Origin of the sequence: Maritimibacter sp. UBA3975 (assembly GCF_002384975.1) — a bacterium.
Taxonomy (GTDB): domain Bacteria; phylum Pseudomonadota; class Alphaproteobacteria; order Rhodobacterales; family Rhodobacteraceae; genus Maritimibacter.
In genome coordinates, this window is the sequence record NZ_DGCP01000017.1 from 228,098 (window position 1) to 244,378 (window position 16,281).

Sequence of the window (16,281 nt, forward strand, 5' to 3'; positions counted from 1 at the left end):
GGCCCAGTCAACCGATCCCGCGCGCGAGCAGGTCGCCGGCGAGCGCACGGTAAGCCTCGCCCACCGGCCCGTCGGTGAGAGCGACGGGGATGCCGGCATCGCCTGCCTTCCGCACATCGAGCGACAGGGGAAGCTGGCCGAGGAGCGGCGCACCGATCTTGGCGGCCTCCGCTGCGACGCCACCCTCACCGAACAGGTGCGCCTCATGCCCGCAATTGGGACAGACATAGGACGACATGTTCTCGATCAGACCGAGAATGGGGACCGAGACCTTGCCGAACATGTCGATCGCCTTATGCGCGTCGAGGAGGGCGACGTCCTGCGGCGTGGACACGACAAGCGCGCCGGTCATCACAACTTTCTGGGCCAGCGTCAGTTGAACGTCGCCGGTGCCGGGCGGCAAATCGACGAGAAGCACGTCTAGTTCACCCCAGTTCACCTGAAACGCGAATTGTTGCAGCGTGCCCATGAGCATGGGCCCGCGCCAGACGACCGCCTGATCCGGGTCCACGATCATGCCGACCGACATGACCTTGATGCCGTGGGCCATGACCGGATCGAGCACCTTGCCGTCGGACGAGGTCGGCTTTTCGGTAATCCCCATCATCATCGCCTGACTGGGGCCGAGGATGTCGGCGTCCAGCAGCCCGACCTTGCGACCCGAGGCGGCGAGCGCGACGGCAAGGTTGGAGGAGACCGTCGACTTGCCCACGCCGCCCTTGCCGGAGGCGATGGCGATCACCTGTTTCACGCCGGGAATGGCCTGAGGGCCGGCCTGGGGCTTCGGGTGTCCGCCCACGCGCAGGTTCGGCGCGTCACCCTTCGGGGCGGGCTTGCCGGCACCGTGGGCGGTGAGAATGGCGGTCACTTTTTCCACGCCGTCGAGCGCGGCGACGGCCGACTCGGCGGCCTTGCGCTGCGCTTCCCAGCCGGCCGCGATCTCGGGCGACGGGGCTTCGATCACGAAACTGACGTTGCCGCCGTCGATGGTCAAAGCGCGGATCAAGTCCCGTGACGCCAGGTCACCTTGGTCGGGCAAAGACACCGTGGCCAGCACCGACATGATACGATCGCGTGTGAGCGCCATCATTTCCTCCAGATTATCCTGAGGCATAGATGCCCTTTTTCCCCCTGATCTCAAGGGGTCGCCTGCGCGCCCCGACGGTTTCGCCAATCTTTACCTAGCGTTAACCGAGTAGGTCAGTCTTATGTATGCATTTGCTGCATAGCGGCATTGAACCTTCTGCGGATTGTGCAGGTGCAGCAAATCGCCCATCTTCATCTCAACCGAGCGGGGCACAGCGCTTCGCAGAACGGCATCCGCACCGCGCCGCAGACAGGCGCTCAAGACGAGAAAGAAAGACGACATGGCTTACGCAACCGATATCCGCCATTCCGACCACGGCCTCTTCGACCGCGTGTCCACTCTGCTGAAATCCTTCGGCGACGCCCGCGCCCAGCGCAAGGTGTACCGCACCACGCTGGCCGAGTTGCGCGCCCTCAACGGTCGCGATCTTGCCGACCTCGGCATCTCGCGCGCCGAAATCCCGTTCATCGCCCGCGAAGCGGCCTACGGAAAAAAATAACAGTTTTCGGGAACCTCTTCCTCCTCCCTGAGGTTCCTGATGACCCGGACAGCGTCTCCTCCTCCCTAACGCGCCTCCGGGTCCCCAATACGGACCTTCCCACCTCCTCCCGGGAAGATCTGCATAGTCGGTGGCGCCCACCTCCTCCCGGGCGTCACCGGCCAAAAGATCGGAAGCCCCTCTCCTCCTCCCTGGGGCGACCGTGACCCGAACACCCCTCTCCTCCTCCCTGGGGTCGACGGGCAACATACGGGGGCAACCCCGCGCGATACGCGAAAGGCTTCTACCTCCTCCCTGAAGCCGATTGCTTGCAAGAACGGTGGCGCCCACCTCCTCCCGGGCGTCACCGTTTTTGTTTTCGTAGGGGAGGTTTTTCGCGCTCAGGCGGCAACCAGGTCCGCATCGAGCAAGCCGAAATAGCGGCGCGCTTCGCCCACGGTCAGCGTGGGGCGGGCCATTTCGGGGTGGCGGTCGATCTTGAGGCGCGCGAGATCGGGATAGTGCTGGGTCGGGTCGACCGCGTCGGGGTCGATCAGCGTTTCGGCGATCTGTCCCAAGTAGAGCGACTCGCAGGCGAGCCCCTCGGCAAAGATCACCTCATGGCGGTCGAACAAGATATTGTAGTAGTCCACCGTCTCGACCGGCTGGCGCGTGACGCCCGGACGGCCTTCGAGCGACTTGGCGGCGACCATGACCTGTGCCTGGCCGAGCACCTGCTTGAACGCGACATCCCGGATGACGACCTTGTGCTGCGGAGACAGGCGCAGCGCCTGATTGCGGCCCATTGCGCCTTTGGCGATATGGATCGGCGCGGCGTCGCCCCGGCCATCGGTCCGGTGATGACCGACCCAGCGGATTTCCTGATAGCCGTTGTCCAGCGTAGCGACCCGGTCGCCCACTTTCAGACTGTCGATGCGCTTGAGCCCCTTGTCCGTCTCGATCCGCGTCTCGGCGGCGAAACAGACGTAGCCATAGGTGGAGGAGTGTTGGTCGACATTCCAGAACATCGGGTGTTTGCCGTCGGCCTGCGTGTCCGCATACCACTGGTGAACGTTCAGGTCCGGTGTCCAGAGGATCTGTGCATCGTTGCCATCCGTGTCTGTGCCCTCGAAGACGACAGCGCCCTGATTGGCGGTGCCCCACTTGAGGTCCGACCGGACGACTTCGGCATTGTACATGGTGTGGGCGCCGTCGCCGTCATTCCAGGTGAGCGTATGCGTCTCACCGAGATCGAACATGTACGGATCGAAATCGAGCAGCGGCGTGTAGATGACCAGATCGGTCATGTCCGTAAGCGGCAGGTCGAAATCCGACTCGTCCCCGCTCGAATTGATGTTCGAGCCGGTCGCTTTCGCAATCTCGGTGTTCTCAGCCCTGATAGTGGCCATTTGGCAGCTCGACGCCTTCTGGCGCCCCTTCTGTTAAAATCGTTCTCGATTCTGCACGGCGCATCCCCCGAGGCCGTATGAGGGTATGGTTTACCGGTAGGTTTTGGAGAATCTGCGACGCAAAGGGGTCACGCGTGGCTTTTTGGTAAGGCAAACCTGACCTTTTTTGACGCGGTCCGTCATAAACCCCGCGAAGGGTGACGAAAACCGTACCTCGCATCTCGGAAGGTGGCGAAAGGGTCACATTTCCGCCGCCGCGTCATACTGGTTAATCAACCTAAAGGAGAATCAGAACGGCACATCGTCTCCGGCACGGTCGGCGGGGACGAGAAACTTGGCGACGACCTTCTTCGCGCCGGCATGTTCGAACTCGATGTCGATCTTGTCGCCCTCGATCCCCATGACGTAGCCGTAGCCGAACTTCTGGTGAAACACCCTGTCGCCTTGGGTGAAGGCCGCGACGGCCGTGGAATCGATGGTCAGATGCCGGGACTCGTTGGGGCTGTGCATCGACCGCTCGGCTCCGCCGCGCGCCTGCATCCTTCGCCATCCCGGCGAGTTGTAGGCATCGGCCCGCGCCGCACGTTCCTCCAGCGTCGAGCCACCGCCGCTGAAGGCCCCGGCCGCGCCGTAACCGCCGCCGTAGAGACCCGGCGGTGTAAGGACGTCCACATGTTCCTCGGGCAACTCGTCGATGAAACGGGATGGCATCTGGCTTTGCCACTGACCATAGACCCGGCGGTTGGACGCGAAGGATATGGTGCAAAGCTCCTCGGCCCGCGTAATGCCGACATAGGCCAGCCGACGCTCCTCCTCCAGCCCCTTGAGGCCGCTTTCGTCCATCGAACGCTGCGACGGGAAAAGCCCATCTTCCCAACCCGGCAGGAACACGGCGGGGTATTCGAGGCCCTTGGCGGCGTGAAGGGTCATGATCGTGACCTTCTCCTCCGCCTCCTCGGAGCTGTTGTCCATGATGAGCGCGACGTGTTCGAGGAAGCCCTGGAGGTTGTCGAATTCCTCAAGCGCCTTCACGAGCTCCTTGAGGTTTTCGAGCCGCCCCGGCGCTTCCGGCGTCTTGTCGTTCTGCCACATCTCGGTGTAGCCGGATTCCTCCAGGATCATCTCGGCCAGCTCGACATGGGTATCTGCCTCGTCACGCACCTGCGCGTGCCAGCGGTAGATGCCCTGCACAAGGTCGGAGAGCCCCTTGGCCCCTTTCCCCTTGATGATCCCTTCGTCCAGACACTTGGCCGCGCCATCGACAAGCGGCACATTGTGGTCGCGGGCCATGCGCTGGATGGTCTGGACAGCCTTGTCTCCCAGTCCCCGGCGCGGGGTATTCACGATCCTCTCGAACGCCAGGTCGTCGTCGGGCGAGACGGCGAGGCGAAAATAGGCCATCGCGTCGCGGATTTCGAGCCGTTCGTAAAAGCGCGGGCCGCCGATGACGCGGTACGGCAGCCCGATGGTCAGGAACCGGTCCTCGAAGGCGCGCATCTGATGGGACGCGCGCACGAGGATCGCCATGTCGTCGAGGCTCATCGGGTTCATGCCGCGCGAGCCCGCTTGCATCGACTCGACCTCCTCCCCGATCCAGCGGGCTTCTTCTTCGCCGTCCCAATGGCCGATGAGGCGGACGAGCTCTCCCTCCTCCGCTTCGGTCCAGAGTTCCTTGCCCAAGCGGTCGGCGTTCCCCCGGATCACACCGGCGGCGGCGCCGAGAATATGGGGGGTGGAGCGGTAATTCTGCTCCAGCCGCACCACCTTGGCGCCGGGGAAATCCTTTTCGAACCGCAGGATGTTGCCCACCTCGGCCCCGCGCCAGCCATAGATCGACTGGTCGTCGTCGCCCACGCAACAGATGTTCTTGTGCTCCGAGGCCAGAAGCCGGAGCCAGAGATACTGCGCGACATTGGTATCCTGATACTCGTCGACGAGGATGTAGCGGAACCAGCGCTGGTACTGCTTCAGGACGTCTTCATGCTCGCGAAAGATCGTGACCATATGCAAAAGCAGGTCGCCGAAATCGACGGCATTCAGCGTCTTGAGACGGGCCTGATACTGTCCGTATAGCGCTGCGCCATTAATGACCCGACGCCCAATAGCTTTGCTGTATGGGTTCTTGTGTTTGAAAATTCGTTTAGAGTCGAAGCTGGCCGCTTGATCTTCATCAAAAATCCGATCCGCCTCCATATCGAAGTCTCTCGATGCTCCGACGTCTTCTGGTGAAAGCGCCGAATTTTTCCAGCCGTCAATTGCTCCCAATACGACGCGCGGCGGCCACCGCTTCGTGTCGACGTTCTCTGCCTCCAATAGCTGCTTCATCAGCCGGATCTGGTCGTCGGTGTCGAGGATCGTGAAATTCGACTTCAGCCCGGCGAGTTCTGCGTGGCGGCGCAGGAGCTTGACGCAGATCGCGTGGAAGGTGCCGAGCCACGGCATCCCCTCAACCGCCTCGCCAAGGTGGCGGCCGACCCGGTTCTTCATTTCCCGCGCGGCCTTGTTGGTGAACGTCACCGCGAGGATTTCATTCGGGCGCGCGGTGTTCGTGTTGAGCAAATGGGCGATCCGGGCCGTCAGCGCCTTGGTCTTGCCGGTGCCCGCGCCCGCGAGCATCAGGACGGGGCCGTCGAGCGCCTCGACCGCCGCGCGCTGCTCGGGATTGAGGTCGTCGAGATAGGGCATCGGACGCGCGGCCATCGCCATCTGGCTCAGGCTCGGGCGCGCACCGGACATGGCGGGGGAGTCGTCTTGGCTGCTCATGGCGCGAGACTACACAAAGCCCTGCGAGAGGAAAAGGTGTTCGGGGAATGTTCTACCCCGGTCCGCGCCGCTGCGCCTGTCAGAACCGCATCGTGAACTGTGCGCCGACACCGTTCGAGGATACGACCGGCGTGAAGCTGGTCGAGAGACCTTTTCGCTCAGAGTAGTTGTTCAGGATCGACTGGCCGATCACCGTGCCGATCAGTGCCCCGGCGGCCATGTCGCTGACCCAGTGATTGTGGCCGCGAATATTGGACACGGACAGTATCCCGGCAGCGACATAAGGCAGGATCGAGTTGTCGTAGACGCCGGAATAAACCCGCGCGACCGAGAAATAGAGCGTGTAGTGAAAGCTCGGGAAAGATGTGCCAAAGCTGCTCGGCCGCAGAGTGGGCGCGACGGCGTTGCCCCAGTTGTAGGGGTTCGGCGAGCGCTGTGCGGGTGTCAGGATATCGACAGGCCCGCCATAGGACGACAGGTTGCGCGCCGGCCGGATTCGACCGATCGCCGGCTTCAGAAGCAGGTGAGACACGAGATAGGAATAGGCGACCGCCTTGGACGACAGCAGGGCCGCGACCTGAGCCCGTTCGTCATTGGCAGCGACACCGTAGGCATAGGTCAGGCCGATGCCCGCGAGGAGGTATTGATCCTCCACCGCCAGCGCGCTCAGCACGCCTTTGCGCGGGATGATCGGCGGCGGTGTGAAGCCTGCGAAGATCGGTTCGATCTTGTCCTGATAGTAGGCCGTCACCGGGTAATCCGTCGCCACCAATGCCCCCACGCCCAGCGCGGCCGCGCCGAACAGGAGCGGCTCACGAAATGGGAAGAAAGCGATATCGGTCAGGTCATCGCCAATACCCTCGACGCCGCCGATGGCCTCGCCAAACACGCGTCCCGCCTTCTGGAACCGGTTTTCTCCGGTGTCGATGAAGGCGGTGGAGGGGATACCGTCGATGTAATAGCCGCCCTGAAAACTCGGGACGGCGTCGCCGAAGCTGAATTTGAATTGCGATTGCGCCTGTGCGGGCTGGACGAGCCAGAGCAGGACGAAGCCGAGGAAAAAGAACGCTTTGGGCAAGCAGATCCGGGGAAAGCGGACAAGTCGCGGTGACATGGTAACGATCCTGAATGCGCGGGTTCTGCGGCACGGTGAACCGGGGCCGGATGCTTTGCAAGCGGCGGCCGGACGGTGGCGGCTCAGGTGTTGTCAATCGGTCGCTTGTTCCCCTCGAAATCCAGCGCGACGAAGGTAAAGACGCCCTCCGTCACCTTCTCTGTCGTCGCCCCCTGCCCCCGCACGACCCACGCGTCGAGCCGGACGGCGACCGACGTGTTCCCGACCCGCTCGACCTCGCCGTAGATACACAGAATGTCGGAGACCTTCACGGGCCGGATGAACTTCATCGCCTCGATGGCGACGGTCGCCACGCGCCCCCGCGCCCGCTCGGCGGACACGATGCCGCCCGCGATGTCCATCTGGCTCAGAACCCAGCCGCCGAAGATGTCGCCCGCGCCGTTCACGTCGGCAGGCATGGCGACGGTGCGCAGAACGGCGTGGCCCTGTGGCATGGTTTCGGTCATCGTCCCCTCCTGTTTCGCGCGACCCTAGCGGACCCTGCCGGGGCGGCAAGTCGTCCATTTACATCAACCGGCACCGCCAATAGGGTTTTTTTGATCAAAAAGACAAAAGCCCCGCAGGAGGTCCCGATGGACGGCTATACCGACAACGATATTTCCCATGTGGTCGAGGCCGACAAGGCCCATGTCTGGCACCACCTGATCCAACACAAACCGTTCGAAACGGGCGAGCCGCGCATCGTCGTCGAGGGCAAAGGCATCCGTGTCTGGGACCAGAAGGGTCGCGAATTCATCGACGCCGTGTCGGGTGCGGTCTGGACCGTGAACGTTGGTTACGGGCGCGAGAGCATTGCGGATGCGGTGCGGGAACAGCTGGTGAAGATGAACTATTTTGCAGGCGCCGCGGGGACCATTCCGGGGGCGATCTTCGCCGAAAAGCTGATCGAGAAGATGCCGGGGATGAGCCGGGTCTACTACACCAACTCCGGGTCCGAGGCGAACGAGAAGGCGTTCAAGATGATCCGCCAGATCGCGCACAAGCGTTATGGCGGCAAGAAGACAAAGATCCTCTACCGCGACCGCGATTACCACGGCGGCACCTACGGGACGATGAGCGCGGGCGGGCAGGACGAGCGCGTGATGCAGTACGGACCTATGGCACCCGATTTCGTGCGCGTGCCGCATTGCATGGAATACCGCGCGCAGTGGGACCTATCGGGCGAGGAATACGGCCGCAAGGCCGCCGACGCGATCGAAGAAGTGATCCTGCGCGAAGGGCCTGAAACGGTCGGCGCGCTCTGCCTCGAACCGATCACGGCGGGCGGTGGGGTCATCACGCCTCCGCCGGGCTACTGGGACAGGGTGCAGGAGATCTGCCGCAAGTATGACGTGCTGCTCCATATCGACGAGGTCGTCTGCGGCATGGGCCGGACCGGCAAGTGGTTCGGCTATCAGCATTACGGGATCGAGCCGGATTTCGTGACGCTCGCGAAAGGTGTGGCCTCGGGCTACGCCGCCATCGCCTGCTGTGTGACGACCGAAAAGGTGTTCGACCTTTTCAAGTCCGACCCGACCGATCCGATGGATCATTTCCGCGACATCTCGACCTTCGGGGGCTGCACCGGCGGTCCGGCGGCGGCGCTGGAAAACATGCGGATCATCGAGGACGAGGGGCTGGTCGAAAACGCCGAGAAGATGGGGGAGCGGCTGACCGCGAACCTCAAGGCGCTGGAAGAAAAGCACGAGGTGATCGGGGACGTGCGCGGCATCGGCCTGTTTCAGGGGCTGGAACTGGTCAAGGACCGGGAGAGCAAGGAGCCTGTGGCGGAAGCCGATATCGGGGCGGTGGTCGCGGGTTGCGCCGAACGGGGCGTCATCATCGGCGCCTCCAACCGCTCCGTGCCGGGGCTGAACAACGTGTTGTGTTTCTCGCCCGCCCTCATCGCCACGCCCGCCGATATCGACGCGATCACCGATGCGGTCGACGGCGCGCTGACTGCGGTGTTCGGCTAGGTGCGCGCTGTTCGGAACCCTTATCGCGGCGCGGGGCTGGATCACCCGGCCCTCGCCGATATTCCCTATCCCGCCGAAGACGCGGACGCGGCGCTGGCCCGCGTGGCTCGTTGCCCGAGACATCAGATCACGCCGCTTCTGCCCTGCACGGAGCTTGGGGATCTGGCGGGTGTCGGGAGCGTCCTGATCAAGGATGAGCGCGACCGGATGGGGCTGGGAAGCTTCAAGGCGCTCGGCGCGGCCCACGTTATCGCCTGCGATGCCGCTGCGGGCCGGGCGAAGGGACGCACCTATGTCGCGGCGAGCGCCGGAAACCACGGTCTCTCCGTTGCTGCCGGGGCCGCGGCGTTCGGGGCGGCCTCGCGCATCTATCTTGCCGAAACGGTGCCCGAGAGCTTCGCTGAACGCCTTCGCGCCGAGGGTGCCGAAGTGCGCCGTGCGGGCGCGACCTATGAAGACAGCATGGCCGCCGCTCTGGCCGAGGCGCAAGCCGAGGGTCTTACGCTTCTCTCGGACAGTTCGTGGCCGGGCTATACCGAGATGCCCCATGTCCTGATGGAGGGCTACCTGATCCTGATGGCCGAAGTGGCGGACCAGATGCCCGAGCCGCCGACGCATATCCTTTTGCAGGCTGGTGTCGGCGGGCTGGCGGGAGCGGCCGCGGCCCACGCCCGGCGCATCTGGGGCGATGACCCCGTGATCGTCGTTGTGGAGCCGGACGCCGCCCCGGCCCTCATCGGGTCCATAGAGGCCGGTGCCCCCACGGAGAGCGGCGGGCCGGTTTCGATCATGGGACGGCTGGATTGCAAGATGCCCTCGCTCATCGCGCTCAAAGGCCTTGCGCGGGACGCCGACTGGTTCGTGACGATCACCGAGGACGAGGCGCAGCAAGGCTGCGACAGGGCGGCGGAGGGTGGTTTCGCGTCCACGCCCTCCGGTGCTGCGGGCATCGCCGCGCTGCTCGCAAAGCCCCCGCCCGAGCTCGGGTTCGGGCCGAAAGCACGCATACTTACCATCCTGTCGGAAGCGCCGTGACCCCGGCGCGCGGGTTTCCGGCAGCCGAGTTCGCGGCGCGGATCGACCCTATCCAGTCGCGCATGGCCGAAGCCGGGATTTCCGCGCTGCTTCTGACCACAGAACCAGAGGTGAGATACGTCACCGGGTTCCTGACCCGCTTTTGGGAAAGCCCGACCCGCCCGTGGTTCGTGGTGGTGCCCGAGACAGGAAAACCAATTGCGGTCGTCCCGGAGATCGGTGCGCACCTGATGCGCCAGACATGGGTGGACGACATCCGCACCTGGGTTTCGCCCGACTATTCCGACGACGGCGTATCCCTTCTGGCGGATGTGCTTGCGGCGGTCACCCCGGTCGGCGGCACCATCGGACAGCCCTCGGGCATGGAAACGCACCTCCGGATGCCGCTCCACGATTGGACCGCTCTGCGCGACCGGCTTGGGGACCGCAAATTCGGAGACGACGCCGGCATACTGCGGGCCTGCCGGATGGTGAAATCCGAAGCCGAAATCACCAAGATCCGCTGGACCTGCGGCATTGCCGACGCGGCCTTTGCCCGGATGAACGACCTTGCGGGTGCGGGCGTGCCCCTCGCCGATGTCTTTCGAGGGTTCCAGGCGGCCCTGCTGGAAGAAGGCGCAGACTGGGTGCCCTATGTCGCGGGTGCGGCAGCGCCGGGCGGTTATGGTGACGTGATTTCCCCGGCCACGGACGCGGCGTTGGGCGAGGGCGATGTGCTCATGCTCGACACTGGCGCGGTGTGGGATGGCTATTTCTGCGACTTCGACCGCAACTTCTCGATCGGCCCGCCGACGGCAGAGGTCGCAGACGCGCATGCCCGGCTGGTCGACGCGACGCAGGCCGGGTTCGAGGCGGCCCGCCCCGGCGCGACACCTGCCGAGCTTTACGCCGCGATGGACTATGTCCTGACCGGCGGCGGTGGTCCGGTGAAGGGGCGTCTAGGTCACGGACTCGGGATGCAACTCACGGAGCCACCCTCGCTTATCCCGGCCGACCACACGCCTTTGGCCCCCGGCGTGGTGCTGACCCTTGAACCGGTCATCGACCTCTCGGGCGGGCGCATCATGGTTCACGAAGAGAACATCGTGGTAACCGAGACCGGCGCGCGGTGGCTGTCGTCCCCGACCGGCCACGACATCCTCGAGGTGGCCCCATGAGTTTTCGCACCTTCCCTTTTGAACCTGTCGAGACCTTTCCGGCCCAGCTCGGCGTCATCGTTCTCCAGTCCGACGAGACCATCGAGCAGGATTTCCGCCGCCTTTTCGGACCGGACGTGGACCTGCAATTCAGCCGCATCCGGTCCGGTGCCGATGTTACGCCCGAGACACTGGCCGCGATGGAGGCCGACCTCGGCACCAGTGCCGGGCTTCTGTGCCCTTGGACGCAATTCGGCGCGATCGGATACGGCTGCACCTCCGGCACGGCCCAAATCGGGCGCGCCAGGGTGGCAGAGTTGATCTCGGGTGCCGCGCAGACGCGGGCCGTGACCGAGCCGGTCTCGGCGCTTCTCGCCGCCTGCAATGCACTTGGCATACAACGCATCGCTTTCCTGTCGCCCTACCTCGCGGAAGTGTCGGACCGGATTTGCGCGGTCTTGGCCGAGGGCGGTGTCGAGACGCCGGTATTCGGCAGCTTCAACGTCTCGTCAGAGGCCCGTGTCGCGCGCATTTCGCCCGACTCGATCAAGCAAGCCGCACGTGCACTCGTGGAATCGGGGGGCGTGGACGCTTTGTTCATGTCCTGCACCAACCTGCGCGCGCTTGGCATCATCGACGATCTGGAAGCTGAGCTGGACATGCCCGTGATGTCATCGAACCTCGTGATGGCATGGGATATGGCGCGGCGCGCGGAAGTGCCGCTGGCCGCTGATGTTCCAGGGCGCCTCGCCCGCGCCTGAGGCCGAAAAACAGCGCCACGCGCCGCGAAAGACGGACAATCACGCCCATTTTTCACCGCATTTCTCATTTATGCCCAGATGAAAACAATCAGACGATAACCGATCATCGGGGCTGACATGGAAAACATCGGGGCAACACGGGCGCGCGGCATCACCATTTCGGGCATCGCGGCGCGGCCTCTGGATCGGCTGGGGCTGATCACGCTCCTGTCGTCGATCTACTTTTTCCAGATTTGGGGCCTGACGATGGGCGGCACCCCCCTGCCCCCGGCCTTGCATGGCGTGTTCATGGGGATGAGCGTGGCAGGGATCGTGCACCCGCGCCTCTGGGGCGTCCTGCTCATCAACGCGTTCGCATGGTCGGCAACATACCTGTTGAATTCGCCCGTCGCTTCCAACAATCAGACGACCGCCTTCGCCTTCTCGCTCGTCGTACTGGGGGCCGCGCTCATGGTGCGCCCGTCGGGCGAAGCGGATCGCGACCGGTTCTTTCATCGCGTCGCGTCGGCCGGCCGGCTGATCCTGCCCGCGATGTATTTTTTCGGCATCTACCACAAGATCAACATCGACTTCCTCGACCCCGCCGTGAGCTGCGCGGTGGTGCTGTACAAGGCACTGTTCAACGGTATCGGGCTGGGCAACTGGTCCTTCGGGCAATATGGCGCAATCTACGCGACCTTCATCATCGAGGGGATCGCCATGATCGCCCTCTTCATACCGCGCCTGAAAACCATCGGTATCCTAATCGGTGTGCCGTTTCACATCATCATCGGCTTCACCGGATACGCCTATTACAAAGACTTCTCGACCATCGTGCTGGTCCTCTACGCCCTGTTTCTGCCGAAAGAGGTCTTCACTAACGCTCTAGACGCCGCGACACGCTGGGCGGGGAGCCAGGAGCGGGCGCTGAAATTCGGCCGCTGGGCGCTGATCCTGTTCGTGATCGCGTATGTCGCGGCGATGGGCGCACTGCTCGACCCGGTGCGGTTCATTCCTGACGACCGAAGTTTCATGCCCTTCTTCGCGCTCTACGCGCTTGGGTTTTATGCCTTCCTCATCCTGTTCATGCCGCGTGATGGCGGCGCGAAACAGGGCTACCGTGCGGGTTGGCTGCTCATCATTCCGATGCTCTACTTCGCGAACGGGTGGAGCCCCTACCTCGGCCTCAAGACCGAAAGCTCGGTGGCCATGTTTTCGAATCTCCACACGGAGGGCGGCGAGACGAACCACCTGTTTCACGGCGTTCTGCCCTTCGGCGCAGGCTATCAAGAGGCGTTGGTGACCCCGGTGGCGTCCAACAGCCCCGGGTTCGACGCGCGCTTCGTTGCGCCGGGATACGATCTGGTGCGCTACGAACTCGACCGGATGCTGGCGACGACACCGGGGCTTGAGGTGATGGTGCAGACCGAAGCGGGGGTCGTTTCGACGGCGAGTCCGGGCTGGGCGAATACCTATCTAGCGCACGGGCTGGTGGCGCAGAAGTTCCTGACATTCAAACCGGTTGATTGGGCGCGGCCCAAGGTCTGCTCGCACTGAACCGGGTCAGCCTGAGATCTTGCGACGACCCATCAGGGCCAAGGTCACGTTGCGCCCCGTCTTGAGTACCGGGTAGAGCAGCTTCGCCACGCGGGGCGAGCGGAAGATGCGGGCGTTCAGGCGGTTGAACAGCGTCGAATTGGTGCTCATCAAGGCGAGCCGGTGAATGCAGTCGTCCCCGTAGTGGATCGTGTCGCCATCGATCAGCGCCATGCCTTTGTCGAGGTCGAACCCCGCCGCCATCACGCGCGTCACTGCCGGATGATCCTCGCGCGCATTCACGAGTTCGACCGGCCCCGCTGCCTCACGCAGGCGCAGCATCGCGACGTAGCGCGAGCAGAAGGGGCATTCTCCGTCATAGACGATTTGCATCGTTCATCCTTCGTGCGGTGTCGCCTGCACTGTTTGTCCGGACCGGCCCATCACGGACTTGATCCGCTCCCGTGCCGGCATTTCGATCAGCCGGTAGGAAACCTCTGCCAAACCCAGCACCGCGAGCACCGCGACCAGAGCCATGATCGGCGTTGCGGCGGCGCCCAGAGCGGCGAGGCCCGCGATGGCGAACCAGTGCCAGAGATAGAGCCCGAAGCTCAATCGGCCAAGGGTCATCGCAGGGCGGCTCGACAAAAACCGGGCGACTGGTCCGGTCCCGTCCCCAAGAGTGGCGATCAGGAATATGCTGACAAGAAGCAAAGCGAAGGGTGGGGCGTTGGATGCCACGCCAACGATCAAGGCCGCCGCGGCAACAACCTGAAGGCGCCCCGACGGCAGAAAGCCCGCCCTTTCCATTCGCCACAACCCGGCACCTATGGAGAATCCGGCCACCGCCCTGAGCGGTGCGCGTCCGTCATAGACGTGAAACCCACCCCATGCTGCCTGCATGGCCAAGTATCCGCCGAGGCCCGCGACGAGCAACATGACCCCGCCGCGTAGGTTTCGGGTCAAGCCGAGTGCAACCAGCACCGGGAAGACCATGTAAGCGACCATCTCGGCGCTGATCGACCAGGCCGGCGGCACGGGCGCGGCGCAGGCCAGCAGCCCCCATGTGAAGCTGAGGGTGATGAGTTGGCCGAAGCATCCGGCGTAACTCGCGACCCCGGGCGCACCGAACAGGGCCGGTGCCAGCGCGAACCAGGCCACGAGAACGGTCATGTGAAGCGGCCAGAGCCGGGCGATCCGGGCTGCGAAGAAGTTCCGCAGCGTGGCCGAGCCTGTCACCAGCCGGTCAGCATAGACATGCGCTATGACCCAGCCGGACAGTACGAAGAATACATCCACGAAGACCCAGCCGGACCCGAAGAAACCGGGCGCAAGCGCGGTCAGGGCGTCGAGGCCCGCAACATGGTGGAAATGGTAGATGAAGACTGCCAATGCCGCGAACCCGCGCAACCCCTCGAACGGGGCGAGCAGGCGGGGGCGTTCCTGTCTCTCGGGCGCGCGCGTCGTCATGCCTCCGGGTACACCGAAAATTGGACAATGATGTGGCAACAATTGCGTGCCCCCCAACACATTGTGCAACTTCACGGCCAGTTGAGGCGTTCCCTCTTTGCAGGTGAGAACATTTGTTCTATATTTGTTCTCATTATCGGGAGAACCGCATCATGTATGAGACGAACCCTTTACCGCCGACCGACAAGCAACTGGGCTATGCCCGCGCCATCGCGCGCAAGCTCGACACCCCTATTCCACGCGCGAGCCTCGAGACGCGGCAGGCGCTGTCGAGCTGGATCGACCGCAACCGCACGCGCAGTTCCACACAAGGTGTCGCCACGTCGCGGCAGGTGGCCTTCGCCGAGAAGATCGCACGCATCAAGCGAAGGGCCATTCCGGATGAGTGTTTCCGCGACGCGGGCCTCATGAGCCGCTGGATCGACGCGAACAAGTAAGGCTCAGACGAGCCGCAGCTTTCGCACGACGGCGAGTTCCACGACGGTCGCGACGATCCGCACGAGGTGATGCAGCGTTACGAAGGCCGGATTGGCGGCCAGTGACAGGGCGATGAGGCTCATTTCGGTCACGCCGCCCGGTGCGAAGCTGATGATGAGCGTTTCGAGGTCGAAACCTGTCGCCCGGGCCACAGCCAGCGACATCGCGCCGCCCAATGCCAGCATAAAAACCCCCGACACCAGGGCAAGGCCGAGGCCGCCCAAGAGCATCCGCCGGGTGATCCCCACGAACCGGAGGCCAAGGCTCGTGCCCACGACCACCTGTGCGAACCCGACGAGCCAGCCGGGGATGCTGAGCGACACGAGACCGAACGCGGTGGCGATCCCAACGAGGATGAGAGGCCCGGCGAGCTGTGCGGCGGGCAGTTTCGCTTTACCGCCAAGCCAAACGCCGATGATTGAGGCGCCCAGCACGAGGATGACGTCGATGAGCGTTGCCGGAGTCGCGGACAAGGTCAGGCCCGCTGCCGAGCCGACCGCCTCCCCTTCGTAGATCGAGATGCCCAGCGGGAGGATTACAACGACAACGATGATGCGCAGGAATTGAAGGATGGTGAGCATGCGTATGTCGGCGCCCGATTCCTCGCCGAACGAAATGGCTTCGAGCAGCCCGCCGGGAGACCCGGAGAAGAAGGCCGTCGAGCGATCGAGCCCACCAACCTTCCGGAAGATCAGGAAATTCCCGGAATGCGCGAGAACCACGAACAACAGGATGGCAGGGATCGTCACCGCCATGTTTGGTGCAAGCGCCAGCAGATCGGGCGAGACCTGTGCGCCGATCATGACCCCAATGACGCCCACGAAGAGTTGTCGGAAAGGAAGTGGATAGCTGTAGTTTTCGGGAATCCGGCGCGCAAAGCTCAGTGCCGCAATGGCCGAGACAAAGAGGCTCCCAAGCATGAACGGGAGCGGCAGTCCGATCCAGGCGAACGCGAACCCCGCCGCGCCGCCACAAATCAGCAGCAGCAAGGTGAACAGGTTGTGGCGCAGGGGCGGAAACGTCATGGCGCAGGTATAGACCGCCGGGGGCCGAGTTCAAC

General features: G+C 63.9%; 15 protein-coding genes. 7 read left to right on the forward strand and 8 right to left on the reverse strand.

The window, feature by feature from the left end; translation table 11 throughout:
- Positions 1 to 7: 7 nt before the first annotated feature.
- A complete protein-coding gene (locus B2585_RS17795) occupies positions 8 to 1,087 on the reverse strand; it encodes an Mrp/NBP35 family ATP-binding protein (protein WP_292025279.1) in 1,080 nt (359 codons plus the stop codon).
- Between the two features lie 280 nt (positions 1,088 to 1,367).
- On the opposite strand from B2585_RS17795, the gene B2585_RS17800 reads away from it, so the two are divergent.
- Complete coding sequence (locus B2585_RS17800; protein ID WP_292025280.1) at positions 1,368 to 1,586, forward strand: DUF1127 domain-containing protein; 219 nt, start codon at positions 1,368 to 1,370, stop codon at positions 1,584 to 1,586.
- A 380-nt stretch (positions 1,587 to 1,966) separates the two neighbouring features.
- Here the strand turns inward: B2585_RS17800 and B2585_RS17805 are convergent, their stop codons facing one another.
- From B2585_RS17805 to B2585_RS17820, 4 genes are all read right to left on the reverse strand, one after another.
- On the reverse strand, positions 1,967 to 2,974 hold the full coding sequence (locus tag B2585_RS17805) for a Hint domain-containing protein (protein WP_292025281.1): 1,008 nt from the start codon (positions 2,972 to 2,974) through the stop codon (positions 1,967 to 1,969).
- A 288-nt stretch (positions 2,975 to 3,262) separates the two neighbouring features.
- Positions 3,263 to 5,737, reverse strand: coding sequence for an ATP-dependent helicase (locus B2585_RS17810; RefSeq protein ID WP_292025282.1), 2,475 nt, complete (start codon positions 5,735 to 5,737; stop codon positions 3,263 to 3,265).
- Positions 5,738 to 5,816: 79 nt separating this feature from the next.
- A complete protein-coding gene (locus tag B2585_RS17815) occupies positions 5,817 to 6,851 on the reverse strand; it encodes a phosphatase PAP2 family protein (RefSeq protein WP_292025283.1) in 1,035 nt (344 codons plus the stop codon).
- A gap of 83 nt (positions 6,852 to 6,934) precedes the next feature.
- Entirely contained in the window at positions 6,935 to 7,318 is a 384-nt protein-coding gene (locus B2585_RS17820) for an acyl-CoA thioesterase (protein ID WP_292025284.1), read from the reverse strand.
- A gap of 126 nt (positions 7,319 to 7,444) precedes the next feature.
- Between B2585_RS17820 and B2585_RS17825 the strand changes: the two genes are divergently transcribed.
- The 5 genes from B2585_RS17825 to B2585_RS17845 all read left to right on the forward strand — a co-directional run bounded on the left by B2585_RS17825 (position 7,445) and on the right by B2585_RS17845 (position 13,295).
- Entirely contained in the window at positions 7,445 to 8,827 is a 1,383-nt protein-coding gene (locus tag B2585_RS17825; RefSeq protein ID WP_292025285.1) for an aspartate aminotransferase family protein, read from the forward strand.
- Positions 8,828 to 9,862 (forward strand): pyridoxal-phosphate dependent enzyme, encoded by a 1,035-nt coding sequence (locus B2585_RS17830; protein WP_292025286.1) that lies wholly within the window; start codon positions 8,828 to 8,830, stop codon positions 9,860 to 9,862.
- Positions 9,859 to 11,019, forward strand: a complete 1,161-nt coding sequence (locus B2585_RS17835) for a M24 family metallopeptidase (RefSeq protein WP_292025287.1) — start codon at positions 9,859 to 9,861, stop codon at positions 11,017 to 11,019. Before B2585_RS17830 ends, B2585_RS17835 begins: the two co-directional genes overlap by 4 nt.
- Positions 11,016 to 11,759 (forward strand): maleate cis-trans isomerase family protein, encoded by a 744-nt coding sequence (locus tag B2585_RS17840; protein WP_292025288.1) that lies wholly within the window; start codon positions 11,016 to 11,018, stop codon positions 11,757 to 11,759. Before B2585_RS17835 ends, B2585_RS17840 begins: the two co-directional genes overlap by 4 nt.
- Before the next feature lie 117 nt (positions 11,760 to 11,876).
- A complete protein-coding gene (locus B2585_RS17845) occupies positions 11,877 to 13,295 on the forward strand; it encodes a hypothetical protein (protein ID WP_292025289.1) in 1,419 nt (472 codons plus the stop codon).
- 6 nt (positions 13,296 to 13,301) lie between these two features.
- On the opposite strand, the gene B2585_RS17850 is transcribed toward B2585_RS17845, so the two are convergent.
- Positions 13,302 to 13,667, reverse strand: a complete 366-nt coding sequence (locus tag B2585_RS17850) for a DCC1-like thiol-disulfide oxidoreductase family protein (protein ID WP_292025290.1) — start codon at positions 13,665 to 13,667, stop codon at positions 13,302 to 13,304.
- Between the two features lie 3 nt (positions 13,668 to 13,670).
- Positions 13,671 to 14,744, reverse strand: coding sequence for an acyltransferase family protein (locus B2585_RS17855; RefSeq protein WP_292025291.1), 1,074 nt, complete (start codon positions 14,742 to 14,744; stop codon positions 13,671 to 13,673).
- A gap of 152 nt (positions 14,745 to 14,896) precedes the next feature.
- On the opposite strand from B2585_RS17855, the gene B2585_RS17860 reads away from it, so the two are divergent.
- Positions 14,897 to 15,181, forward strand: coding sequence for a hypothetical protein (locus B2585_RS17860; protein WP_292025292.1), 285 nt, complete (start codon positions 14,897 to 14,899; stop codon positions 15,179 to 15,181).
- A gap of 3 nt (positions 15,182 to 15,184) precedes the next feature.
- Here the strand turns inward: B2585_RS17860 and B2585_RS17865 are convergent, their stop codons facing one another.
- Positions 15,185 to 16,246 carry an AbrB family transcriptional regulator gene (locus tag B2585_RS17865; protein ID WP_292025293.1) on the reverse strand — a complete coding sequence of 354 codons (1,062 nt, stop codon included), beginning with the start codon at positions 16,244 to 16,246 and terminating at the stop codon, positions 15,185 to 15,187.
- Between the last annotated feature and the right edge of the window lie 35 nt (positions 16,247 to 16,281).